The sequence below is a fragment of the Variovorax sp. M-6 genome (genome assembly GCF_052114385.1).
In the GTDB taxonomy this organism is placed as follows: domain Bacteria; phylum Pseudomonadota; class Gammaproteobacteria; order Burkholderiales; family Burkholderiaceae_C; genus Variovorax.
In genome coordinates, this window is the sequence record NZ_JBFREQ010000056.1 from 1 (window position 1) to 22,864 (window position 22,864).

A 22,864-nucleotide genomic window follows, 5' to 3' on the forward strand; every position below is an offset into this window, starting at 1 on the left:
CGGCAGCTGCGGCCGCGGCCGCCGCCACCGGCGGTTCGAAGTCCGACGTTGCGATGCCCGCGGCGGCCAAGCTGCTGGCCGACAACAAGCTGTCGACCGGCGACGTCGCCGGCACCGGCCGCGACGGCCGCGTCACCAAGGGCGACGTGCTCGGCGCCGTCGCTGCCGGCACCACCGCCAAGGTGGCGCCGCCCGTGCCCGTTCCCACTGGCGCCCCGAAGGCCGCGCTGCCGCAGGTTGCCTCGCCGACCCGTGCGCCGGATCTCGGCGACCGCCCCGAAGAACGTGTGCCGATGAGCCGCCTGCGCGCGCGCATCGCCGAGCGCCTGCTGCAATCGCAGTCGAGCAACGCCATCCTGACGACCTTCAACGAGGTCAACATGGCCCCGGTCATGGAGATGCGCAAGAAGTTCCAGGACGCGTTCACCAAGGAGCACGGCGTCAAGATCGGCTTCATGAGCTTCTTCGTGAAGGCCGCGGTGCATGCGCTCAAGAAGTACCCGGTGATCAACGCCTCGGTCGACGGCAACGACATCGTCTACCACGGCTACTTCGACATCGGCATCGCGGTCGGTTCGCCGCGTGGCCTGGTGGTGCCGATCCTGCGCAACGCCGACCAGATGAGCTTTGCCGACATCGAGAAGAAGATCGCCGAGTTCGGCCAGAAGGCCAAGGACGGCAAGCTCGGCATCGAGGAAATGACCGGCGGCACCTTCTCGATCTCCAACGGCGGTACCTTCGGCTCGATGCTGTCGACCCCGATCATCAACCCGCCGCAGTCGGCCATCCTCGGCGTGCATGCGACCAAGGACCGCGCGGTGGTCGAGAACGGCCAGATCGTCGTGCGTCCGATGAACTACCTCGCAATGAGCTACGACCACCGCATCATCGACGGCCGCGAAGCCGTGCTGGGCCTGGTCGCCATGAAGGAAGCGCTGGAAGATCCGTCGCGCCTCTTGTTCGACATCTGAGGAGCAACGGATGTCTGACAAGCAATTCGACGTCGTCGTCATCGGCGGCGGTCCCGGCGGCTACATCGCGGCGATCCGCGCGGCGCAACTGGGCTTCAACGTGGCCTGCATCGATGAGTGGAAGAACGCCAAGGGCGGCCCGGCCCTCGGCGGCACCTGCACCAACATCGGCTGCATTCCCTCGAAGGCCCTGCTGCAGTCCTCGGAGCACTACGAGCACGCCGGCCACAGCTTCGCCGACCACGGCATCAAGGTCGAAGGCCTGGGCCTCGACGTCGCGAAGATGCTGGCGCGCAAGGACGCGATCGTGAAGCAGAACAACGACGGCATCGTCTACCTGTTCAAGAAGAACAAGGTCGCCTTCTTCCATGGCCGCGGCTCGTTCGTGAAGGCGAGCGATGCCGGCTACGAGATCAAGGTCGCGGGCGCCGCCGAAGAGAGCATCACCGGCAAGCAGATCATCGTCGCGACGGGTTCCAACGCACGCCCCCTGCCAGGTGCGCCCTTCGATGAGGAGAACATCCTCTCGAACGACGGTGCGCTGCGCATCCAGGGCGTGCCGAAGAAGCTGGCGCTGATCGGCTCCGGCGTGATCGRCCTCGAGATGGGCTCGGTCTGGCGCCGGCTCGGTGCCGAAGTCACGGTGCTCGAAGCGTTGCCCACCTTCCTCGGCGCGGTCGACGAGCAGATCGCCAAGGAAGCGCACAAGGCCTTCACCAAGCAGGGTCTGAAGATCGAGCTCGGCGTCAGCGTCGGCGAGGTGAAGTCGGGCAAGAAGGGCGTCAGCATCGCCTACACCGACGCCAAGGGCGGCGCGCAGACCCTCGAGGTCGACAAGCTGATCGTCTCGATCGGTCGCGTGGCCAACACCATCGGCCTGAACGCCGAGGCGGTGGGCCTCCAGCTCGACGAACGGGGTGCGATCGTGGTCGACGAGGAGTGCAGGACCAGCCTGCCGAACGTCTGGGCGATCGGCGACGTGGTGCGTGGCCCGATGCTCGCGCACAAGGCCGAAGAAGAGGGCGTGGCGGTGGCCGAGCGCATCGCGGGCCAGCATGGACACGTCAACTTCAACACGATTCCGTGGGTGATCTACACCTCGCCGGAAATCGCCTGGGTCGGCCAGACCGAGCAGCAGCTCAAGGCCAGCGGCCGTGCGTACAAGGCGGGAACCTTTCCGTTCCTGGCCAACGGGCGCGCACGCGCGCTCGGCGACACGACCGGCATGGTCAAGTTCCTGGCCGATGCGGCCACCGACGAGATCCTCGGCGTCCACATGGTCGGGCCGATGGTCAGCGAACTGATCTCCGAAGCCGTGGTGGCGATGGAGTTCAAGGCCAGCGCCGAAGACATCGCCCGCATCTGCCATGCGCACCCGTCGCTGTCCGAGGCGACGAAGGAAGCGGCGCTCGCCGTCGACAAGCGCACGCTGAACTTCTGAGTTCGTGACTACTGTCAGGCAGGCGTACGACGCGGAGCTGGTTGCGCGGGGTTATCAAAGCGACCCCGCGCAGCTGCGCGCCGTGGAGGCCCTCGACCGCTGCGCCGGCGAGTGGGCCGCCTACAAGGCGCAGCGTTCCAACGCTTTCAAGAAGCTGATCAACCGGCCGGAGATTCCGCGCGGGGTCTACATGTACGGAGGCGTCGGCCGCGGCAAGAGCTTCCTGATGGACTGCTTCTACAACGCGGTTCCGCTCAGGCGCAAGACGCGGCTGCACTTCCACGAGTTCATGCGCGAGGTGCATCGCGAGCTGGCCGATCTGCAGGGCACGGTGAATCCGCTCGACGAACTCGGCCTCAGGATCTCCAAGCGCTACAAGCTGATCTGCTTCGACGAGTTCCATGTCGCGGACATCACCGATGCGATGATCCTGCACCGCTTGCTGGCGGCGCTGTTCGAAAACGGCGTGGGCTTTGTCACCACCTCCAATTTCAAGCCCGACGATCTCTATCCCGGAGGGCTGCACCGCGACCGCATCCTGCCGGCGATCGCCTTGCTGAACCAGCGGCTCGAGGTCCTCAGCGTCGACAACGGCACCGACTACCGGCGTCGCACGCTGGAGCAGGTGAGGCTCTACCTCACGCCCAACGGAGCGGCGGCCGACAAGGAGATGCGCAAGGCCTTCGAGCGCCTGGCCGAGAGCGCTGACGAGAATCCGGTGCTGCACATCGAGTCGCGCGAGATCCATGCCCGGCGCAAGGCCGGCGGGGTGGTCTGGTTCGACTTCAAGACGCTGTGCGGCGGCCCGCGCTCGCAGAACGACTACCTCGAGATCGCGACCCAGTTCCACACCGTGCTGCTGTCCGACGTGCCTTACATGCCGGTTCGGATGGCGTCTGAAGCACGCCGTTTCACCTGGCTGGTCGATGTCTTCTACGATCGGCGTGTGAAACTGATCATGTCGGCCGAAGTGCCGCCCGAGGCGTTGTACACCGAGGGCCCGCTGGCCCATGAATTCCCCCGCACGGTGTCCAGGCTCAACGAGATGCAGTCGACCGAGTTCCTGGCGCTCGAGCGCCGCACCGTCGACACACGACTGACATGAAGAACACTGTCCTCGCATTGCTGATCGGCCTGGCGGCGCTGCCGGGCTGGGCGCAGTTGGGCGCGACCACCGGCAACCTCGATTTCGATGCCGAGCGCGGCCGCCTGGCGCAGGAGCGCAAGGTGATCGACGAACGCTTCAAGACCGAGCAGGCCGCCTGCTACAAGAAGTTCGCCGTCGAGGACTGCCTGAAGGACAGCCGCCAGCGCCGCCGTCTCGCGACCGACGACATCAAGCGCCAGGAAGCCGCGATCAACGACTTCGAGCGCAGGCGCCGGGGTGCCGCCGCGCTCGACAAGCTCGAGGAGAAGGAAGTCAATCCGCGCGCGAAGGACTCGCAAGCGCAGCGCGAGCAGTCGCTGAAGTCGCAGCAGGACCGCGAGCAGCGCGCGGCCGAGCATGCCGCCAGCCGCGCCCAGGCGGCCTCCGAGACAGCAGAGAAACAACGCCAGTTCGAGGCCAAGCAGCGTGCCCATGCGGACGAGCAGGCGAAGGCGGCCCGTCGGCGCGCCGAGGCGCCGGCCGCAAGCCAGGCCTACGAGCGAAAGCTGCAGAACGCCGAGCATCAGCGCGCGGAAAGCGAACGTCGCAATGCCGAGAGGACCAAGCCGCGCTCGGCGCCGTTGCCGGAGCCCGGGGCGGCTACTCCTCCTTAGGGAGGTCTTCCAGCTTCAGCACGGCGATCGAGATGTTGTCGCCGCCGCCGTGCGCGCGCCGGCGGGCCTCGGCGACCAGCAGTTCGACGGCCTCGCGCGGCGCCTTCGCCGCCAGCAGTTCACCCATTTCGGTCGGACTGAAGTAGTGCCACAGCCCGTCGCTGCAGGCCATCAGGACGTCGCCGGTCTTCACTCGAGGGATCAGGTGGACATCGACCGGCGGCGGCGTGGACTTCATGCCGAGGCAGCCCAGCAGGATATTGCTCTGCGGGTGGACGCTGGCTTCTTCCTCGTCGATCTCGCCCCGGTCCACCAGCACCTGTACGTAGGAGTGGTCCTTGGTTCGCTTGACGAGGCGGCCTTCATGAAAGTGGTAGATGCGCGAATCGCCGGCGTGGATCCAGGCGCAGTCGCCCTGCGGGTTCAACAGGAAGGCAGCCAGGGTGCTGTGCGGCTCCTGCTCGCTGGACACGGCCGTGAGCTTGATCACGGTATGGGCGTCGTCGAGCATCTGGCGCAGCACGCTCACCGGTTCGTCGCGCTCGGGCTTGTAGCGCGCGAAGAGCTGGCGCGCGGTCAACAGCACCTGGTCGGACGCCTTGCGCCCGCCGCTGCGGCCGCCCATGCCGTCGGCGACCACCCCGAGCACGCAACCCTGCACGCGTGGGTGGGTCAGGAACAGGACCTGGTCCTGTTGGTAGGGGCGATCTCCCTTGTGGAGACCGGTGGCGGCGGCGAGTCGAAAGCCTCGGGTCATGTGGCGCAGGTTGCGCCGATGGCGCGGGTCCTTGATGAATGTCGTGCGAACGGGACGAGGACGTATTATCGAGCGAACGCGAGCCGCGGCCGGGCCGCGCCTGCATCGCTTTTCGTACCGATTCCCTTGGACTCCAATCTTCACTCATTTTCCCGCCAGCTGATCGAGCTGCGGATCGAACATGCCGACCTCGACGCCACCATCGACCGGTTGGGCGACGTCGTCCCGCAGGACGAGCTGCTGCTGCGGCGCCTGAAGAAAAGGCGTCTGGCCCTGCGTGACCAGATCGCGCGCCTGGTCGACCTGCTCGACCCCCAAGAGCCCGCCTGATGCCGCTCGAACAAGAGGTGCGCGAGGTCTTCGCGCAGGGCGGGGTGCTCTCGCATGCGGCCGATGAATTCCGGGAGCGCGAAGGGCAGACCCAGATGGCGCTTGCCGTGGCGCGCACCATCGAGCGCGGCGGCGTGCTGGTGGTCGAGGCCGGCACCGGCGTCGGCAAGACCTTTTCGTACCTGGTGCCGGCGCTGCTGAGCGGCGAGCGCGTGCTGCTGTCGACCGCCACCAAGACGCTGCAGGACCAGCTGTTCGGCCGCGATCTGCCGCGGCTGGTCGCGGCGCTGGGCCTGCCGGTGCGCACCGCGCTGCTCAAGGGCCGTGCCAGCTACCTGTGCCTGCACCGGCTCGATCTGGCGCGCCACGACGCTTCGCTGCCCGAGCGCGGCACGCTGCGCACGCTGGCCAAGATCGAGCAATGGTCCAAGGCCACCCGCACCGGCGACCTGGCCGAGCTTCCGGGCCTGGACGAGCGTTCGCCGCTGATCCCTCTGGTGACTTCGACGCGGGAAAACTGCCTCGGCGCGCAGTGCCCGCAGTTCAAGCCCTGCCATGTCAACCTGGCGCGGCGCGAGGCCATGGCGGCCGACGTGGTGGTCATCAACCACCATCTGTTCTTTGCCGATCTCGCGGTGCGCGAGTCCGGCATGGCGGAGCTGCTGCCGACGGTGCGCGTGGTGGTGTTCGACGAGGCGCACCAGCTCAACGAGACCGGCGTGCAGTTCCTCGGCCTCCAGCTCGGCACCGGCCAGGCGCTGGATTTCGCCCGCGACCTGCTGGCGGCCGGGCTGCAGCTGGCCCGCGGGCTGGTCGACTGGCAGCAACTGGTGGCCGCGGTGGAGCGGGGCGCCCGCGAACTGCGTCTCGCGGTCGGCAAGCAATGGCCGGGCGCCAAGCTGCGCTGGGCGGGCGATTCGCCCGAGGGTGTCCCGGCGCAGCCCTGGCAGGAAGCGCTCGAGGCCTTGCAAGAGGCCTTCGTGCAGGCCGCGCGCGGGATCGACACGGTCAGTGAGCTGTCGCCCGACTTCGTCCGGCTGCACGATCGCGCGCAGCAGCTGTCTCAGCGCGCGCAGCGTTTCGCCGAGCCCTGTGCGTCGGGTTCGGTGCGCTGGGTCGACGTCGGAACGCAGCTGCGGCTGGTCGAGTCGCCGCTCGATATCGCCGAGGCGGTGCGCACGCGGGTGCTCAAGTCCGAGACGGCCGAGCCGCAGGAAGAGGGACGCGCCTGGGTGTTCACCTCGGCCACGCTGGGCGACGACCCGAGGCTGCGCTGGTTCACCGAGCCCTGCGGCCTCGACGACGCCGAGGTGCTGCGGGTGCAAAGCCCGTTCGACTACGCGCAGCAGGCCGCCCTGTACGTGCCCCGCGCATTCCCCAAGCCCAATGATCCCGCGCACAGCCAGCAGGTGGCGCTGCTGGCTGCGCGCGGTGCCGCCACGCTCGGCGGACGCACGCTGGTGCTGACGACCACGCTGCGCGCGCTGCGTACCATCGGCGACGCGATGAAGGCGCAGTTCGAGCGCCTCGAGGCCGGACAGCGGCCCGAGGTGCTGGTCCAGGGCGAACTGCCCAAGCGCGTGCTGATGGACCGGTTCCGCGAAGGTGCCAGCGATGGCCGGGCGGGTTGCGTGCTGGTGGCCTCGGCCTCGTTCTGGGAGGGCTTCGATGCGCCGGGCGATGCCCTGCAACTGGTCGTGATCGACAAGCTGCCATTTCCGCCGCCCAACGATCCGCTGGTCGAGGCACGCTCGCAGCGGCTGGAATCCCAGGGGCGAAGCGCGTTCGGCGACTACTCGCTGCCCGAGGCTGCGGTATCGCTCAAGCAGGGCGCCGGCCGGCTGATCCGGCGCGAATCCGACCGCGGCGTGCTGGTGATCTGCGACACGCGGCTGGTCGCGATGGGCTACGGCAAGCGCCTGCTGGCGGCACTGCCGCCGATGCGCAGGATCGAGGGCGAGGCCGGGCTGGATGCCGAAATCGCGGCGTTGAGAGGCGACTGAGACCGCGGAGCGGTCAGGCGGCTACCAGAGCTTCCACCAAGGGTCGTCCTTGGACCGGAAGCCGCGCGTCAGGTACTCGCTCTTCGGGTAGTTGGTGGTCAGCACGCGCTGGGTGTCGTCGCGCAGATCGGTCATGCCGAGCTTGTCGTAGGACATGTACATGATGTACAGCGCCTCTTCGAGCGCGGGTACTTCGCGGTAGTCGGCCAGTGCCAGCTGCGCGCGATTGATGGCCGCCAGGTAGGCGCCGCGCGTGTAGTAGTAGCGCGCCACGTGCACTTCGTACTGCGCCAGCGAGTTGACGATGTAGTTCATGCGCAGCCGCGCATCCGGCGCGTAGCGCGACTCGGGGAAGCGCGTGACCAGTTCCTTGAACGACTCGAACGATTCCTTGGCGGCTTTCTGGTCGCGCTCGGAGAGGTCCTGGCGCGTCATCCACGCAAACATGCCGAGGTCGTCGTTGAAATTGATCACGCCCTTCAGGTAGAGCGCGTAGTCGATCGCCGGGCTTGCCGGGTGCAGTTTCATGAAGCGGTCGAGCGTGGCGATGGCCGGCACCTTGTCGCCCGCCTTCCACTGCGCATAGGCCTTGTCGAGCTGGGCCTGCTGCGCCAGCGGCGTGCCGGCGGCGCGGCCTTCGAGCTTCTCGAGCAGCGGCACCGCCTTGTCGTAGGCACCCGAGTTCGATACGTCCTTGGCTTCGGAGTAGATCCGGTTGGGGCTCCAGTTCGCGGTCTTGTCGGCTTCGGTCGTCGAGCAGCCGGCAACCAGCCAGGCGGCTGTGCACAGGGCCAGCCATCCGGGGACCACCGATAATTTGGCGCGAAACATCAAAGAAGGCTTTCGTGAAACAGTTGCCCTCGATTATATCGACCACCCCCCCTGGGGACTCCCCCGAGGCGGCGGAGCACGATGAGGGCGCGGAGCTCTCCGCCGCCAGCGAGGTACGCGCCTTCCTGATCGGGCCGCACGAGCATGGTCAGCGGCTGGACCGCGCGCTCGCGAACCTGGTGCCGGAGTTCTCCCGCAGCTACCTGCAGCAGCTGATCGACGCCGGCATGGTGGAGATCCAGGGCCGCGTGCTGACCAAGTCCTCGGCCACCGTGCATGCCGGCGAGGCCGGGCGGATCGAACTTCGGCCGACGCCGCAAAGCCAGGCCTTCAAGCCCGAGCCGATGGCCCTCAGCGTGCTGTACGAGGACGACCACCTGCGGATCATCGACAAGCCGGTCGGCCTGGTGGTCCATCCGGCCCCCGGCCACTGGAGCGGCACGCTGCTCAACGGCCTGTTGGCGCTCGACCCCCGGGCAGCGCTGCTGCCGCGGGCCGGCATCGTGCACCGGCTCGACCGGGACACCAGCGGGCTGATGGTCGTCGCGCGCAGCCGCCAGACCATGGATGCGCTGGTCGCGCTGATCGCCGCGCGCGAGGTCAAGCGGCAATATCTGGCACTTGCGCACCGCGGCTGGCAGGGCGCCGGGGCGCGCCATGTGGAGGCCCCGATCGGGCGCGATCCGCGCAACCGGCTGCGCATGGCGGTGGTCGACCTCGAGCGCCATTCGGGCAAGCCGGCCCGCACGCTGGTCGAGGTGCTCGACAGCAACGACCGGGGATGTGCGGTGCGTTGCACGCTCGAGACCGGGCGGACCCACCAGATCCGGGTCCACATGGCGTCGATCGGCCACCCGCTGGTCGGCGATGCGCTCTACGGCGGTGCGCCCGGGGCCGGCCTGGCGCGGCAGGCGCTGCATGCCTTCAGGCTGGGATTCGAGCATCCAGTCACGCACCAGCCGGTGGAGTTCCGCTCGCCGCCGCCGCCGGACCTGCTTCAGGGTTTTTCCGAATGGGGCCTGGATTACAATCGCGCCTGACGGTCCCGAGGGCCGCGCCGGCCGCCTGATGCCGGTTTTGCGTTGCTTTTCGCCGCGTGCCGGCAACGCCCCCTTCCATCCTTCTGAACAAGCGTCCTCGAGGCGCCTTTTCCCGGATAACGCGAACCATGAATACGGCGGATGCCAAGCGCATTCTCGAAACCGCCTTGATCTGTTCGACCCAGCCGTTGCCGGTGCGCGAACTGCGCGTGCTGTTCGACGACGAACTGGGTGCCGACACGATCAAGTCGCTGTTGCTCGAGTTGCAGGAAGACTGGTCGCAGCGCGGCCTGGAGCTCGTGAGCGTCGGCAGCGGCTGGCGCTTCCAGAGTCGCCCCGAACTGCGCGACCACCTCGACCGGCTGCACCCCGAGAAGCCGCCGCGCTACACGCGTGCGGCCCTCGAGACGCTGGCGATCATTGCCTACCGGCAGCCGGTGACGCGGGGCGACATGGAAGACATCCGTGGCGTCACGATCAATTCGCTGATCCTGAAGCAGCTCGAGGACCGCAACTGGGTCGAGGTGATCGGCCATCGCGAGACGGTCGGCCGACCCGCGCTCTATGCGACGACGCGCCAGTTCCTCGACGACCTGGGCCTGGCGTCGCTGGACGAATTGCCGCTGATCGAGACGCCGGCGCAGCAGGGCGCGCTGATCGCCGCACTCGACCAGGCCGCAGGCGAGGAACAGTCCGCGCTGCCGATCGACGACCTGCCGCTCGAGGCGCAGGTCCCGGCGACTGAGGCCGCCGGGCCTGAGGCGCCGGCGGAGCCTGGCGTCGTGGCCGAAACCGAAACCGAAGCCCTCGGAGCCCCCGAGCCTTCCGGGTCCCCATTCTCCCCACCCGTCGAGGCCGAAGCCGCGCCCGACGAGGCCGACACCCTTGCTGTCCCTTCCGGAACCCGACCATGAGCCCCATTGATCCCGATGACGCAGCCACGCTGCCGGCCGAACCCGTTTCCGAAGTGCCCGTGGAAGCCGTGGAGGGTGCCGCGGCACCGCGCAAGCGACGCCCGCGCAAGCCCAAGCCGGTAGAGCAGGAAGTCGCAGCCGTTGCGGCCGAACCGTCGACCGGCGAGCCGGTCGACGAGTCCGTGTCGATCGCCGAACCCGTGGCGATCGCCGCGGAAGCCCTGGCGCCGCCCTCGGCGCAGCCCGCCGAAGGGCTTGTCTCCGAGGCCGATTCGCAGGCCGACGACGAAGAAGAGGAAGAACCGGACGAGGAGGAGGATGACCTCGACCGCGCCCGCCGTGCCGCCGAGCGCGAACAGCGCAATGCGCCGCCGCCCGAGCCGATCCGCTTTGCCGACGTCATTTCCGGCCAGTTCGACGCCGACGAGGAAAGCCCCGAAGTGCCGCCGCTCAAGCGCGTGCTGTTGCCCGAGGCCGATTCGCCCAAGCTGCACAAGGTGCTGGCGCAGGCCGGCCTGGGCTCGCGGCTCGAGATGGAGCAACTCATCCTGCAGGGCCGGATCTCGGTCAACAACGAGCCGGCCCACATCGGCCAGCGCATCCAATACGGCGACCAGGTCAAGATCAACGGCAAGCCGATCCGCTACCGCATCGCTCCGCCGCCACCGCGCGTGATTGCCTACCACAAGCCGGTGGGCGAGGTCGTGACGCACGACGATCCGCAGAACCGTCCGACCGTGTTCCGCAAGCTGCCTCGGCTGCAGCAGGGCAAGTGGCAGTCGGTCGGCCGGCTCGACCTGAACACCGAAGGCCTGCTGCTCTTCACGAGCTCCGGCGAACTGGCCAACCAGCTCATGCATCCGCGCTTCGGCCTCGAGCGCGAATACGCCGTGCGCGTGCTCGGTGCCCTCAGCGCCGAGGAGAAGAAGCGCCTGCTCGAAGGCGTGCGCCTGGACGACGGCATGGCCCAGTTCGGCACCATCGAGGAGGGCGGCGGCGAGGGGTCCAACTGCTGGTACCGCGTCACCATCTCCGAAGGGCGCAACCGTGAAGTGCGCCGCCTGTTCGAGTCGGTCGGCCATGCGGTCAGCCGGCTGATCCGCATCCGCTACGGCGCGATGGTGCTGCCGCGCGGCCTCAAGCGCGGCGCCTGGATGGAACTCGACGAGCGCGACATCCAGGCCCTGTTCCAGGCCGCTGGCAACGGCGGCGACCGGCCGCCGCGGCACGGCACGGGGCCCAAGGGTCAGGGTCAGGGCCAGGGCCAGGACGGCGGCGGGCGCAACAACCGCAACCGCAAGCGCCGCGGCGGCCGCAACGGGGGGGGCGGCGGCGCCCAGGGCGACGAGCGCGAGTCGATCCCGAATCCGCTGGCGCACGGTCCGGGCGCGCGCCCCGACCGCGGCGGCGGCAAGGGCCCGCCCCAGGGGCGTCGCAACAACCGCGGCGACCGGCAAGGGCAGGGGCCCGGCCCCGGCCAGCAGGGACGCAACCGGCAGGGCGGCGAGGACCGCGTGCCCGGCGGCGCCAACCAGCCCGATCCGATGAAGACCTCGCTGGGCTACATCGGCGCCGACAGCTTCTCGCGCCAGCGCAAGGAACAGCGCCAGGGCCCRCGTCGCGGTGGGCCCGGTGGCGGCGGCTTCGGCGGCCAGGGCGGGCCGGGCGGCCCGGGCGGCCGCCGCCGCGGCCGCTGAAACTCGGCGCAGCGGGCGGACTTTCGCTGCGCGACGGCGAGCGGGGCTGCCGCGCCGGTTAAAATCAGAGGCTTTGTCAAGGCTCGCAACCCGCGTGTTGCGAGCCAGACGGAACTCATCCAGATTCAAGCTCTCAGGAAAGCAATTCAATGGCCATCGAACGCACTCTCTCCATCATCAAGCCCGACGCCGTCGCCAAGAACGTCGTCGGCAAGATCGTCTCCCGCTTCGAGGCCGCCGGCCTCAAGATCGTGGCGGCCAAGCTGATCCATCTGTCGCGCAACGAAGCCGAGCAGTTCTACGCCGTCCACAAGGAGCGCCCCTTCTTCAAGGACCTGGTCGAGTTCATGATCTCCGGCCCGGTGTTCGTGCAGGCGCTCGAGGGCGAGAACGCCATCGCCAAGAACCGCGACCTGATGGGCGCCACCGACCCCAAGAAGGCCGCCCCCGGCACCATTCGCGCCGACTTCGCCGACAGCATCGATGCCAACGCGGTGCACGGTTCCGACGCGCCCGAAACGGCCCAGGTCGAGATCGCCTTCTTCTTCGCCGGCCTCAACGTCTACGCCCGCTGAGGGCGAGCCCGCCTGACGCAATGACCACGGCCAACCTGCTCGACTTCGATCTGGAGGGATTGGCCGCGTTCTGCGAACGGCTGGGCGAGAAGCGTTTCCGCGCGACGCAGCTGTTTCGCTGGATCCACCAGCGGGGCGCGGCAGATTTCGCGCACATGACCGACCTGGCGAAATCGCTGCGCGAGAAGCTCGCGACCACGGCCCGGGTCGAGCCACTGCCGGTGCTCACGCAGCACGAGTCGGCCGACGGCACCATCAAGTGGCTGTTCGACGTCGGCGACGGCAACGCGGTCGAGGCCGTGTTCATTCCCGAAGACGACCGTGGCACGCTGTGCGTGTCCTCGCAGGCCGGCTGCGCGGTCGGCTGCCGCTTCTGTTCGACCGGACACCAGGGCTTCAGCCGCAACCTGACGACCGGCGAGATCACCGCCCAGTTGTGGTTCGCCGAGCATTTCCTGCGCAAGCACCTGGGTCGCAGCGAACGCGTGATCTCCAACGTCGTGATGATGGGCATGGGCGAGCCGCTGCAGAACTATGCGGCCCTGGTGCCGGCACTGCGCACCATGCTCGACGACAACGCCTACGGCCTGTCGCGCCGTCGCGTGACGGTTTCCACCTCGGGCGTGGTGCCGATGATCGACCGGCTTGGCGGCGATTGCCCGGTCGCGCTCGCGGTGTCGCTGCACGCGCCCAACGATGCGCTGCGCGACGACCTCGTGCCGCTCAATCGCAAGTACCCGATCGCCGAACTGCTCGAGGCCTGCAAGCGCTACCTGGCGCATGCGCCGCGCGATTTCATCACCTTCGAATACTGCATGCTGGACGGCGTGAACGACCAGCCCGAGCACGCGCGACAACTGCTCGAACTCGTGCGTTCCTCCGGTGTCTCCTGCAAGTTCAACCTGATCCCGTTCAATCCTTTTCCGGCGTCGGGCCTGCTGCGTTCGCCGCAACCCCGCGTCCTGGCCTTCGCCAAGGTGCTGAGCGAAGCCGGCATCGTCACCACCGTGCGCAAGACGCGCGGCGATGACATCGACGCCGCCTGCGGCCAGTTGGCCGGCGACGTCAAAGACCGCACGCATGCGGCCGAGCGCATGGCGCAGCGGCGCGTCGTGATGCTTCATCCGGCCCGCGACGGGGCCGCCACATCCAATGCCCAGGAGCAATGATCCGATGAGCAAGGCCTTTCCGAATGCACGCGCGCTGATGCTGCAGGTGTCCTGCGGCGTCGCTGCAGCCTTCCTGTTGGCAGGCTGCATCAACACCAAGAATGGCGTGCTGCAGAACTCGGCCAGCAAGGACACGCCGATCGTGACGGACTCCGACGAGACCAATGGCCGCAAGCGTGCCAAGCTGCGCATCGAACTGGCGATCGGCTACTTCCAGCAGGGCCAGACCACGGTGGCGCTCGACGAGATCAAGCAGGCCCTGGCGGCCGATCCGACCTTTGCCGACGCCTACAACCTGCGCGGCCTGGTCTACATGCGGCTCGACGATCCGGCACAGGCCGAAGACAGCTTCCGCCGTGCTATCGCGCTCGACCCGCGCGAGCCCAACGTGCTGCACAACTACGGCTGGCTGCTGTGCCAGCAGAACCGCTACGCCGATGCCCAGCAGCAGTTCACCGCCGCGCTCGCCGCGCCCAACTACACGGACCGCGCCAAGACGCTGATGACGCAGGGCGTGTGCCAGCTGAAGGCAGGGCAGCGTGCCGAAGCCGAGCGCAGCCTGATGCAGGCCTACGAGATCGATGCCGGCAATCCGGTGATCGGCTACAACCTTGCCCTGATACTGGTGCAGCGCCAGGATTGGTCGCGGGCCCAGTTCTACATCCGGCGCGTCAACAACAGCCCGGCAGCCAGTGCCGAGACGCTGTGGCTCGGCATCAAGACCGAACGCCAGCTCAACAACCGCGAAGCGGTCGCGCAGTTGGCGGGTCAATTGCAACGGCGCTTCCCCCAGTCGCGGGAGGCGATTGCGTACGAACGCGGGAATTTCAATGATTGAGCGGGCCAGTGAATTCGGGGCCTCGGCTGCGGTGCCTCTGGTGGGAGGCGACAGCACCCACAAGACGGCAGGCGACATGCTGCGGGAGGCGCGGGAGGCGCATGGGCTGCACCTCGAGATGGTCGCGGCCGCGCTCAAGGTGACGCCGCAGAAGCTCGCCGCGCTGGAGGCGGACGACATCGCATCGCTGCCCGATCCGGTGTTCGCACGGGCACTGGCCGCCAGTGTCTGCCGGGCGCTGCGAATCGATCCCGCGCCGGTGCTGGCCAAGCTGCCGGGTATCCAGCGGCCGGGCCTGGCCGAGGCCGACCGCACCATCAGCAGGAGCCTGCGCTCGTCGGCGCCGCGTTCGGGCTCCGGGTCGGGCTGGCGCCCATCCCGGGCCCTGGTGGCCGTGGTGGCGTTGCTGCTGGTCGGTGCCGCGGTGTTGTTCTGGTTGCCGCAATCGGTGTTCGACCAGATCGGCTCCTCGGTCGCGCACCTGACTTCCCGGGACGATACGGCGTCCGAGTCGGCCAATGTGCCCGCTGCGGCGACGGCGCCGGCCGGCACGGCCATCGAAGCGGTGGCGCCGGGCGCTGCCCCGCTGCCGCCGCCCGCCGAGGCTGTCGCGCCCGAGCCGGCCGCGGCCATCGCCGCGCCGGCCGTCGCCGACGGCAACGACCTGATCGTGTTCGTCGCCCGCGAGGATTCGTGGATCACCGTCACCGAGCCCGGCGGCAAGCAACTGCTGCGGCGCACGGTCAAGGCCGGCGAAACGGTGGGGCTGTCCGGCAGCCTGCCGCTGTCGGTGGTGATCGGCCGCGCTTCGGTGGTCGATGTTCGGGTCCACGGCAAGGCCTTCGACCTGGCGCCGATCACGCGCTCCGGCGGCGTGGCACGCTTCGAGGTCAAATCCTGAGGCGCGTCATGACAGACATTTCGAATCCCCTCGGCTGCCTGCCGATCGAACCCGCCGCGCCGCTGGGCCGGCGCTCCCGACAGGCCCGCGTGGTCTGGGGGCCGCGCACGGTCACCGTGGGCGGCGACGCGCCGGTGCGCGTGCAGTCGATGACCAACACCGACACGGTCGATGCGGTCGGCACCGCGATCCAGGTCAAGGAGCTCGCGATCGCCGGCTCCGAGATGGTCCGCATCACGGTCAACACGCCCGAGGCCGCGGCCCAGGTGCCCTACATCCGCGAGCAGCTCGACCGCATGGGCATCGACGTGCCGCTGATCGGCGACTTCCACTACAACGGCCATCGCCTGCTGACCGACTATCCGGCCTGCGCCGAAGCGCTCAGCAAGTACCGCATCAATCCGGGCAACGTCGGCAAGGGCGACAAGCACGACCGCCAGTTCGGCCAGATGATCGACGCCGCGATGCGCTGGAACAAGCCGGTGCGCATCGGCGTCAACTGGGGCAGCCTCGACCAGGAACTGCTGGCCAACCTGATGGACATCAACAGCCGGCGGGCCGAGCCTTGGGACGCCAAGCTGGTGATGTACGAGGCGCTCGTCACTTCGGCCATCGACTCCGCGAAGCTCGCCGAGTCGATGGGCATGCCGGGCAACCAGATCATCCTGAGCTGCAAGGTCAGCGGCGTGCAGGATCTGATCTCGGTCTACCGCGAGCTGGCGCGCCGCTGCGACTACACGCTGCACCTGGGGCTGACCGAGGCCGGCATGGGCACCAAGGGCACGGTGGCCTCGGCCACGGCGCTGTCGATCCTGCTGCAGGAGGGCATCGGCGACACGATCCGCGTGTCGCTCACGCCGCAGCCCGGCGAAGCGCGCACCCAGGAGGTGCTGATCGCCAACGAGATCCTGCAGGCGCTGGGCCTGCGCGTGTTCGTGCCGAGCGTGACCGCATGCCCGGGCTGCGGCCGCACCACCAGCACCACCTTCCAGGAACTGGCCAAGCAGATCGACGACTACCTGCGGCTGCAGATGCCGGTCTGGCGCACCAAGTACCCGGGCGTCGAGACCATGAAGGTCGCCGTGATGGGTTGCATCGTCAACGGCCCCGGCGAAAGCAAGCATGCCGACATCGGCATCAGCCTGCCGGGGACCGGCGAAGCCCCCGCGGCGCCGGTCTTCATCGACGGTGAAAAGGCACTCACGCTGCGCGGCGACAACATCGCCAACGAGTTTCACCAGCTGGTCGAAACCTACATTGAAAAACGCTTCGGCAGCGGCATCGCTTCCGAGGTCGCCTGAACTCCATCCATGGCTGAAAAAATCAATGCCGTCAAAGGCATGAACGACATATTGCCGCCCGATTCGGCGCGCTGGGAGTGGCTCGAAGCCATCGTGCGCGACCTGATGGGGCGCTACGCGTACCGCAACATTCGCACACCGATCCTCGAGCAGACGGCGCTGTTCGTGCGCGGCATCGGCGAGGTCACGGACATCGTCGAGAAGGAGATGTACGCCTTCGAGGACCGCTCCGACAAGCACGGCCAGGCGGAGCATCTGGCGATGCGGCCCGAGAACACTGCCGGCGTCGTGCGCGCCGTCATCGAACACAACCTGCTCTACGACGGCCCGCGGCGCCTCTGGTACACCGGCCCCATGTTCCGGCGAGAGAAGCCGCAGCGCGGCCGCTACCGTCAGTTCCACCAGATCGGTGCCGAGGCGCTCGGCTTCGCCGGGCCCGACGTCGATGCCGAACTGATCCTGCTGGCGGCGGCGCTCTGGAAGGCGATCGGACTGACGGACGTGCGGCTCGAACTCAACAGCCTGGGCCAGCCGGCCGAGCGGGCGCTGCACCGCACCCAGCTGATCGCGCACTTCGAGCAGCATGCCGACAAGCTCGACGAGGACGGCAAGCGCCGCCTGCACAGCAATCCGCTGCGCATCCTCGACACCAAGAACCCGGCCATGAAGGAAGTCGTCGAATCGGCGCCGAAGCTGATGGACTTCCTGGGTGCGGAGTCGCTGGCGCACTTCAACGGCCTGCGCGCGATCCTCGACGCCAACGGCGTCGCCTACACGATCAACCCGCGGCTGGTGCGTGGCCTGGACTACTACAACCTGAGCGTCTTCGAGTTCGTGACCGACCGGCTCGGCTCGCAGGGCACCGTTTGCGCGGGCGGTCGCTACGACGACCTGATCGTGCAGATCGGCGGCAAGGCGGCGCCCGCGGTCGGCTGGGCGCTGGGCGTCGAGCGCGTGCTCGAGCTCGTGAAGGAGCAGGGCACGCAGATCCCGCTGCCGGTGCCCGATGTCTACGCGGTCGTGCCCGACGCCGCCGCGATGCCGGTGGCGCTGCGCACGCTGCAGCAGCTGCGCGACGCCGGGGTGCGGGCCCAGATGCACGCGGCCACGGTCGACGGTCTCGGCAGCTTCAAGTCGCAGTTCAAGAAGGCCGACGCCAGCGGCGCGGCGCATGCGCTGGTCTTTGGCGCCGACGAGCTTGCTCGCGGCGAAGTCACGGTCAAGGCGCTGCGCGATGGCGGCGGCGCGCAGACCACCCGGCCGCTGGCCGAACTGGCCACCTGGGCCGCCACCCTACAATCCTCGGCTCCCAACAACTGACAGCGCATGGCCACCCATCTCGATCTCGAAGAACAGGAACAGCTCGACCAGCTCAAGCATTTCTGGAACACCTACGGCACCCTGATCACCTGGGTCGTGCTGCTCGCGGCCGGCGCCTTCGTGGCCTGGAACGGCTGGCAGTACTTCCAGCGCAGCAAGGCGCTGCAGGCCTCGGCGCTCTATGACGAGGTCGAGCGCAGCGCCCAGGCCGGCGACACCGCGCGCATCGAGCGCGCGCTGGCCGACATGAAGGACAAGTTCGCCGGCACCGCCTACGCCCAGCAGGCCGGCCTGCTGGCGGCTCGGGCGCTCTACGACAAGGGCAATGCCGAAGGATCTCGCGGCGCCCTGGCTTGGGTCACGGAGCATGCGGTCGATCCGGGCTACCAGGCGGTCGCCCGGCTGCGGCTCGCGGCCGAACTGCTCGAAGCCAAGCAGTACGACGAGGCGCTGAAGGCGCTCTCGGCCAATGTGCCGAAGGAATTCGAAGCGCTGATGGCCGACCGCAAGGGCGATGTCTACCTTGCGCAGGGCAAGCGCGACGAGGCCAAGGCCGAGTACCTCAAGGCCCTGGCCACCTTCGAACCGGGCACCGACTACCGCCGCCTGGTCGAGATCAAGCTCAACGCCGTCGGCGTCGACCCGAAGAGCCTGGCTCCGGCGGCCGGCGGTGCGGCATCCCCAGCCAAGACCACACCATGAATCTGAAGCGTTACAAGTCCACCTTGGCGCCCGTGCTGCGCATCGGGGCTGCCGCGGCGTTGATCGCGGCGCTCGCGGGGTGCGTCGGCACCTCGCGGCCGAAGCCCGCCGAGCTGCCGCCCAGCGTGGCGCTGATGGGCATCAAGCAGGCCTGGAGCATCCGCATCCCGGCGGTGAACTTCCCGCTGTCGACCATCGTGAACGGCGATCAGATCGCGGTCGCCAGCGGCGACGGCGTCGTGGTCGTGTTCGACGCCCGTGCCGGCACCGAGCTCTGGCGCGCCAACGTCGGCGCGCCGCTGGCCGCCGGCGTGGGCAGCGACGGCAAGCTGGTCGCGGTGGTCACGGCCAACAGCGAGCTGGTGGCGCTGGAAGCCGGCAAGGTGCTCTGGAAGGAGCGGCTCACGGCCCAGGCCTACACGCCGCCGCTGGTGGCCGGCCGCCGGGTCTTCGTCCAGGCCGCGGACCGCACGACCAGCGCCTGGGACGGCCAGAGCGGTCGCCGCCTCTGGTCGCAGCAGCGTACCGCGGAAAACCTGGTGCTGAAGAAGCCCGGTGTCCTGCTGGCGGTGGGCGACACCCTGGTCGCCGGCGTTGGCGGCCGGCTGGTCGGCATCAGCCCCGCGAACGGTTCGTCGCGCTGGGAGTCGCCCATCGCAGCACCGCGCGGCACCAACGACGTCGAGCGCCTGGTCGACCTGACCGGCAGCGTGAGCCGCCAGGGCGACGTGATCTGCGCGCGGGCCTATTTCGCCAGCGTCGGCTGCGTCGATACCTCGCGCGGCGCCTTGCTGTGGACCAAGCCGGCGGTCGGGGCCGACGGTGTAGGCGGCGACGACCGCTATGTCTACGGCACCGAGGACAGCGGCGCCGTCGTGGCCTGGCGCCGCACCGACGGCGAACGGGCCTGGCAGCAGGCCGACCTGCTCAAGTACCGGATCCTGACCGCACCGCTCGCCGTCGGACGCTCGCTGATCATCGGCGACGCCACCGGGCTGGTGCACGTTCTCTCGCGTGAGGACGGTTCGCCGCTGAACCGCCTGAATCCCGATGGCTCGGCCATCGCAGCGACGCCGGTTCTGGCCGGCAACACGGTCGTGGTCGTCACCCGCAATGGCGGCGTGTTCGGCTATCGCCCTGAGTAATCAAGTGAAAGGACGCCTTCCATGAAGCCGGTCATCGCGCTGGTCGGGCGTCCCAACGTCGGCAAGTCGACCCTGTTCAACCGCCTGACGCAGACGCGCGACGCCATCGTCGCCGACTTCGCCGGCCTCACACGTGACCGCCACTACGGCAACGGCCGGCAGGGCAAGTACGAGTTCATCGTCATCGACACCGGCGGCTTCGAGCCCGACGCCGGCAGCGGCATCTTCAAGGAGATGGCCAAGCAGACGCGGCAGGCGGTGGCCGAGGCCGATGTCGTGATCTTCGTGGTCGATGCGCGCGAAGGGCTGTCGGCCCAGGACCACGACATCGCCAACGAACTGCGCCGGCTCGGCAAGCCCTGTGTGCTGGTGGCCAACAAGGCCGAGGGCATGCACGACGGGACCCGGCTGGTCGACTTCTACGAGCTCGGCTTCGRCGAGGTGCATGGCATCTCGGCGGCCCACGGGCAGGGCATTCGCGACCTGGTCGAGCTCGCGCTCGAGCCGCTCGCGCTGCCCGAGCCCGAGGAAGAGGGCGAGGAAGACCCCAACAAGCCGATCAAGCTGGCGGTCGCAGGCCGTCCCAACGTCGGCAAGTCGACCCTGATCAACACCTGGCTGGGCGAGGAGCGGCTGGTGGCCTTCGACCTCCCGGGCACCACGCGCGATGCGATCTCCGTGCCCTTCGAGCGCAACGGCCAGCGCTTCGAGCTGATCGACACCGCCGGCCTGCGCCGCAAGGGCCGTGTGTTCGAGGCGATCGAGAAGTTCTCGGTGGTCAAGACGCTGCAGGCCATCGAATCGGCCAATGTGGTGCTGCTGCTGCTCGACGCCACCCAGGGCGTGACCGACCAGGACGCCCACATCGCCGGCTACATCCTCGAGAGCGGCCGTGCGGTGGTGATCGCGATCAACAAATGGGATGCGGTCGACAGCTACCAGCGCGAGCAGATCCAGCGCCAGATCGAGACCCGGCTGCCGTTCCTCAAGTTCGCGTCGCTGCATTTCATCTCGGCCATCAAGCGCCAGGGACTGGGCCCGGTCTGGCAGTCCATCGTGCAGGCCCACAAGTCGGCCACCCGCAAGATGTCGACGCCGGTCCTGACGCGGCTGCTGCTCGAGGCGGTGCAATTCCAGGCGCCGAAGCGCTCGGGCATGTTCCGCCCGAAGATGCGCTATGCGCACCAGGGTGGCATGAACCCGCCGATCATCATCATCCACGGCAATTCGCTGGAACACGTCACGGAGGCCTACAAGCGCTTCCTCGAAGGGCGTTTCCGCAAGGAGTTCGACCTGGTCGGTACACCGCTGCGGATTCAGCTCAAGACCTCGAGCAATCCGTACGCCGACAAGGATGCCTGAGCGTCCGCGCCGGCTGTGGGCGTCGCGCGATTTGGCCTCCATTGAGCGCCGATGAGCGGCGTCAGGCACGGAAGTTCCAGCGTTCGGTGCCGTTATTTTTGGAAGGCCATTGGACTTATTTGCTGCGACGCGGAATCGCTGTGTTAAGGTGACCGGTCCAACAACATCTCTTGAACACGGAGAATATCGTGAGCAATAAAGGGCAGCTTCTTCAAGACCCGTTCCTGAACACCTTGCGTCGCGAGCACGTGCCGGTTTCGATCTATCTGGTCAACGGCATCAAGCTGCAAGGCCAGATCGAGTCGTTCGACCAGTACGTCGTATTGCTTCGCAATACGGTGACCCAGATGGTCTACAAGCACGCCATCTCCACCATCGTGCCGGGTCGGGCCGTCAACTTCTCGGCTGCCGAGAGCGACGACACCCCCGCCTGAACGGCGCGGAGCGCGGCGGTCACCCGCCGCGCTTTTTCAAATTTGATTCCGCTTGTCTGAACTGATCCCCCGGATAGATGGCGCCGTCGTTCTCGTCGGCGTGGATTTCGGGCTGCCCCATTTCGACGGCGAACTCGAGGAACTCGGCCTGCTCGCGCAGACCGCAGGCCTGGAGCCCGTCGCGCGTCTCGTCTGCAAACGCCGCGCGCCCGACGCCGCCCTGTTCGTGGGCAGCGGCAAGGCCGACGAGATCCGAGAACTGGCCGAGTTGCATCGGGCCAGCGAAGTGGTCTTCGACCAGTCGCTGAGCCCGGCGCAGCAGCGCAACCTCGAGCGCCAGCTCGGCATCGCGGTCTACGACCGCACCTTCCTCATTCTCGAGATCTTCGCCCAGCGCGCCCGTTCGCACGAAGGCAAGCTGCAGGTCGAGCTCGCGCGGCTGCAGTACCTGAGCACGCGGCTGGTGCGGCGCTGGTCCCATCTGGAGCGTCAGACCGGTGGTGCCGGCGTGCGCGGCGGCCCGGGTGAAAAGCAGATCGAACTCGACCGCCGGATGATCAGCGAGTCGATCAAGCGGACTCGCGAGCGTCTGTCCAAGGTGCAGCGCCAGCGCGGCACCCAGCGCCGGCAGCGCGAGCGGCGCGACACCTTCAACATCTCGCTGGTGGGCTATACCAACGCCGGCAAGTCCTCGCTGTTCAATGCGCTGGTCAAGGCCCGCGCCTATGCGGCCGACCAGCTGTTCGCGACGCTGGACACCACCACCCGGCAGCTCTACCTCGGCGATGCCCGCCGCAAGGTCTCGATCTCCGACACCGTGGGCTTCATCCGCGACCTGCCGCACGGGCTGATCGACGCCTTCAAGGCGACCCTGCAGGAGGCCGTCGATGCCGACCTGCTGCTGCATGTGGTGGATGCCTCGAACCCGCACCACCCCGAGCAGATGGCCGAGGTCCAGGCGGTACTCAAGGAGATCGACGCCGACGTCGTGCCGCAGCTCCTGGTGTTCAACAAGCTGGACGCCCTTGAAAGCACGCAGCATCCCCTGCATCTCGAGGACGAAATCGAAGTCGACGGCCTGCTGGTGACCCGCATCTTCCTGAGCGCCCATACCGGGGAGGGGCTCCCGGCGCTGCGGGCCGAACTCGCACAGCGATCGCACTCGGTGCCCGACGACATGCCCCCAGAGGGCGGGGCCGAATTGCACGAGGCCACCGACTGACATTGAGCACAATCCCACTTCACTGACCAAAGAACAGAACCGAATGAATTCAAAGCCAGTGTGGAGACGGTTTCCGGCCATGTTCAACCTGAACGACGGCCGCTGGGGCCGGGGCGACGATTCCTCGTCCAACGGTGACCGTCCCGCCGC

At 68.1% G+C, this 22,864-nt stretch carries 22 protein-coding genes; 20 read left to right on the forward strand and 2 right to left on the reverse strand.

Annotation, left to right across the window (positions count from 1 at the left end; translation table 11 throughout):
- The 4 genes from odhB to AB4Z46_RS33530 all read left to right on the forward strand — a co-directional run.
- Window positions 1-971 (forward strand): 2-oxoglutarate dehydrogenase complex dihydrolipoyllysine-residue succinyltransferase (gene odhB, locus AB4Z46_RS33515; protein ID WP_442287869.1); only part of this gene is annotated, 971 nt, incomplete at its 5' end.
- A 10-nt stretch (window positions 972-981) separates the two neighbouring features.
- Window positions 982-2,412 carry a dihydrolipoyl dehydrogenase gene (lpdA, locus tag AB4Z46_RS33520; protein WP_442287870.1) on the forward strand — a complete coding sequence of 477 codons (1,431 nt, stop codon included), beginning with the start codon at window positions 982-984 and terminating at the stop codon, window positions 2,410-2,412.
- A 4-nt stretch (window positions 2,413-2,416) separates the two neighbouring features.
- Window positions 2,417-3,517: a cell division protein ZapE gene (zapE, locus tag AB4Z46_RS33525; RefSeq protein ID WP_442287871.1), complete on the forward strand. Its 1,101-nt coding sequence runs from the start codon at window positions 2,417-2,419 to the stop codon at window positions 3,515-3,517.
- Entirely contained in the window at window positions 3,514-4,173 is a 660-nt protein-coding gene (locus AB4Z46_RS33530; RefSeq protein WP_442287872.1) for a hypothetical protein, read from the forward strand. Before zapE ends, AB4Z46_RS33530 begins: the two co-directional genes overlap by 4 nt.
- Here the strand turns inward: AB4Z46_RS33530 and AB4Z46_RS33535 are convergent.
- Entirely contained in the window at window positions 4,160-4,930 is a 771-nt protein-coding gene (locus AB4Z46_RS33535; protein ID WP_442287873.1) for a PP2C family protein-serine/threonine phosphatase, read from the reverse strand. The genes AB4Z46_RS33530 and AB4Z46_RS33535 overlap by 14 nt on opposite strands.
- A 126-nt stretch (window positions 4,931-5,056) precedes the next feature.
- On the opposite strand from AB4Z46_RS33535, the gene AB4Z46_RS33540 reads away from it, so the two are divergent.
- Together AB4Z46_RS33540 and AB4Z46_RS33545 are read left to right on the forward strand one after the other, a co-directional pair.
- A complete protein-coding gene (locus AB4Z46_RS33540) occupies window positions 5,057-5,260 on the forward strand; it encodes a DUF465 domain-containing protein (RefSeq protein WP_286368180.1) in 204 nt (67 codons plus the stop codon).
- Entirely contained in the window at window positions 5,260-7,263 is a 2,004-nt protein-coding gene (locus AB4Z46_RS33545; protein ID WP_442287874.1) for an ATP-dependent DNA helicase, read from the forward strand. The genes AB4Z46_RS33540 and AB4Z46_RS33545 overlap by 1 nt, the downstream gene beginning before the upstream one ends.
- A gap of 21 nt (window positions 7,264-7,284) precedes the next feature.
- On the opposite strand, the gene AB4Z46_RS33550 is transcribed toward AB4Z46_RS33545, so the two are convergent.
- Window positions 7,285-8,094: an outer membrane protein assembly factor BamD gene (locus tag AB4Z46_RS33550; protein WP_442287889.1), complete on the reverse strand. Its 810-nt coding sequence runs from the start codon at window positions 8,092-8,094 to the stop codon at window positions 7,285-7,287.
- 14 nt (window positions 8,095-8,108) lie between these two features.
- On the opposite strand from AB4Z46_RS33550, the gene AB4Z46_RS33555 reads away from it, so the two are divergent.
- From AB4Z46_RS33555 to hflX, 14 genes are all read left to right on the forward strand, one after another.
- Window positions 8,109-9,134: an RluA family pseudouridine synthase gene (locus tag AB4Z46_RS33555; protein WP_442287875.1), complete on the forward strand. Its 1,026-nt coding sequence runs from the start codon at window positions 8,109-8,111 to the stop codon at window positions 9,132-9,134.
- A gap of 128 nt (window positions 9,135-9,262) precedes the next feature.
- Window positions 9,263-10,048 (forward strand): SMC-Scp complex subunit ScpB, encoded by a 786-nt coding sequence (scpB, locus tag AB4Z46_RS33560; RefSeq protein WP_442287876.1) that lies wholly within the window; start codon window positions 9,263-9,265, stop codon window positions 10,046-10,048.
- Window positions 10,045-11,745 (forward strand): pseudouridine synthase, encoded by a 1,701-nt coding sequence (locus AB4Z46_RS33565; RefSeq protein WP_442287877.1) that lies wholly within the window; start codon window positions 10,045-10,047, stop codon window positions 11,743-11,745. Before scpB ends, AB4Z46_RS33565 begins: the two co-directional genes overlap by 4 nt.
- A gap of 149 nt (window positions 11,746-11,894) precedes the next feature.
- A complete protein-coding gene (gene ndk, locus AB4Z46_RS33570) occupies window positions 11,895-12,320 on the forward strand; it encodes a nucleoside-diphosphate kinase (protein ID WP_442287878.1) in 426 nt (141 codons plus the stop codon).
- A gap of 20 nt (window positions 12,321-12,340) precedes the next feature.
- A complete protein-coding gene (gene rlmN / locus AB4Z46_RS33575; RefSeq protein WP_442287879.1) occupies window positions 12,341-13,489 on the forward strand; it encodes a 23S rRNA (adenine(2503)-C(2))-methyltransferase RlmN in 1,149 nt (382 codons plus the stop codon).
- A 4-nt stretch (window positions 13,490-13,493) separates the two neighbouring features.
- Window positions 13,494-14,327, forward strand: a complete 834-nt coding sequence (gene pilW, locus AB4Z46_RS33580; RefSeq protein WP_442287880.1) for a type IV pilus biogenesis/stability protein PilW — start codon at window positions 13,494-13,496, stop codon at window positions 14,325-14,327.
- Window positions 14,320-15,228 carry a helix-turn-helix domain-containing protein gene (locus AB4Z46_RS33585; protein WP_442287881.1) on the forward strand — a complete coding sequence of 303 codons (909 nt, stop codon included), beginning with the start codon at window positions 14,320-14,322 and terminating at the stop codon, window positions 15,226-15,228. The genes pilW and AB4Z46_RS33585 overlap by 8 nt, the downstream gene beginning before the upstream one ends.
- A gap of 8 nt (window positions 15,229-15,236) precedes the next feature.
- Window positions 15,237-16,529: a flavodoxin-dependent (E)-4-hydroxy-3-methylbut-2-enyl-diphosphate synthase gene (ispG, locus tag AB4Z46_RS33590; RefSeq protein ID WP_442287882.1), complete on the forward strand. Its 1,293-nt coding sequence runs from the start codon at window positions 15,237-15,239 to the stop codon at window positions 16,527-16,529.
- Window positions 16,530-16,538: 9 nt separating this feature from the next.
- A complete protein-coding gene (gene hisS / locus AB4Z46_RS33595; protein ID WP_442287883.1) occupies window positions 16,539-17,849 on the forward strand; it encodes a histidine--tRNA ligase in 1,311 nt (436 codons plus the stop codon).
- 6 nt (window positions 17,850-17,855) lie between these two features.
- Entirely contained in the window at window positions 17,856-18,551 is a 696-nt protein-coding gene (locus tag AB4Z46_RS33600) for a YfgM family protein (protein WP_442287884.1), read from the forward strand.
- On the forward strand, window positions 18,548-19,696 hold the full coding sequence (gene bamB, locus AB4Z46_RS33605) for an outer membrane protein assembly factor BamB (protein WP_442287885.1): 1,149 nt from the start codon (window positions 18,548-18,550) through the stop codon (window positions 19,694-19,696). Before AB4Z46_RS33600 ends, bamB begins: the two co-directional genes overlap by 4 nt.
- A 21-nt stretch (window positions 19,697-19,717) precedes the next feature.
- Complete coding sequence (gene der / locus AB4Z46_RS33610) at window positions 19,718-21,058, forward strand: ribosome biogenesis GTPase Der (protein ID WP_442287886.1); 1,341 nt, start codon at window positions 19,718-19,720, stop codon at window positions 21,056-21,058.
- 188 nt (window positions 21,059-21,246) lie between these two features.
- Window positions 21,247-21,492 carry an RNA chaperone Hfq gene (gene hfq, locus AB4Z46_RS33615; protein WP_442287887.1) on the forward strand — a complete coding sequence of 82 codons (246 nt, stop codon included), beginning with the start codon at window positions 21,247-21,249 and terminating at the stop codon, window positions 21,490-21,492.
- 52 nt (window positions 21,493-21,544) lie between these two features.
- On the forward strand, window positions 21,545-22,714 hold the full coding sequence (hflX, locus tag AB4Z46_RS33620) for a GTPase HflX (protein ID WP_442287888.1): 1,170 nt from the start codon (window positions 21,545-21,547) through the stop codon (window positions 22,712-22,714).
- Window positions 22,715-22,864: the final 150 nt, after the last annotated feature.

What these genes read in the sequence shown, in the direction of transcription:
- scpB (WP_442287876.1), top strand. Translation starts at nt 9,263, where the DNA reads ATGAATACGGCGGATGCCAAGCGCATTCTCGAAACCGCCTTGATCTGT.
- AB4Z46_RS33535 (WP_442287873.1), bottom strand. Translation starts at nt 4,930, where the DNA reads ATGACCCGAGGCTTTCGACTCGCCGCCGCCACCGGTCTCCACAAGGGA.
- rlmN (WP_442287879.1), top strand. Translation starts at nt 12,341, where the DNA reads ATGACCACGGCCAACCTGCTCGACTTCGATCTGGAGGGATTGGCCGCG.
- ispG (WP_442287882.1), top strand. Translation starts at nt 15,237, where the DNA reads ATGACAGACATTTCGAATCCCCTCGGCTGCCTGCCGATCGAACCCGCC.
- AB4Z46_RS33585 (WP_442287881.1), top strand. Translation starts at nt 14,320, where the DNA reads ATGATTGAGCGGGCCAGTGAATTCGGGGCCTCGGCTGCGGTGCCTCTG.
- AB4Z46_RS33545 (WP_442287874.1), top strand. Translation starts at nt 5,260, where the DNA reads ATGCCGCTCGAACAAGAGGTGCGCGAGGTCTTCGCGCAGGGCGGGGTG.
- ndk (WP_442287878.1), top strand. Translation starts at nt 11,895, where the DNA reads ATGGCCATCGAACGCACTCTCTCCATCATCAAGCCCGACGCCGTCGCC.
- AB4Z46_RS33530 (WP_442287872.1), top strand. Translation starts at nt 3,514, where the DNA reads ATGAAGAACACTGTCCTCGCATTGCTGATCGGCCTGGCGGCGCTGCCG.
- AB4Z46_RS33600 (WP_442287884.1), top strand. Translation starts at nt 17,856, where the DNA reads ATGGCCACCCATCTCGATCTCGAAGAACAGGAACAGCTCGACCAGCTC.
- pilW (WP_442287880.1), top strand. Translation starts at nt 13,494, where the DNA reads ATGAGCAAGGCCTTTCCGAATGCACGCGCGCTGATGCTGCAGGTGTCC.
- bamB (WP_442287885.1), top strand. Translation starts at nt 18,548, where the DNA reads ATGAATCTGAAGCGTTACAAGTCCACCTTGGCGCCCGTGCTGCGCATC.
- hisS (WP_442287883.1), top strand. Translation starts at nt 16,539, where the DNA reads ATGGCTGAAAAAATCAATGCCGTCAAAGGCATGAACGACATATTGCCG.
- AB4Z46_RS33550 (WP_442287889.1), bottom strand. Translation starts at nt 8,094, where the DNA reads ATGTTTCGCGCCAAATTATCGGTGGTCCCCGGATGGCTGGCCCTGTGC.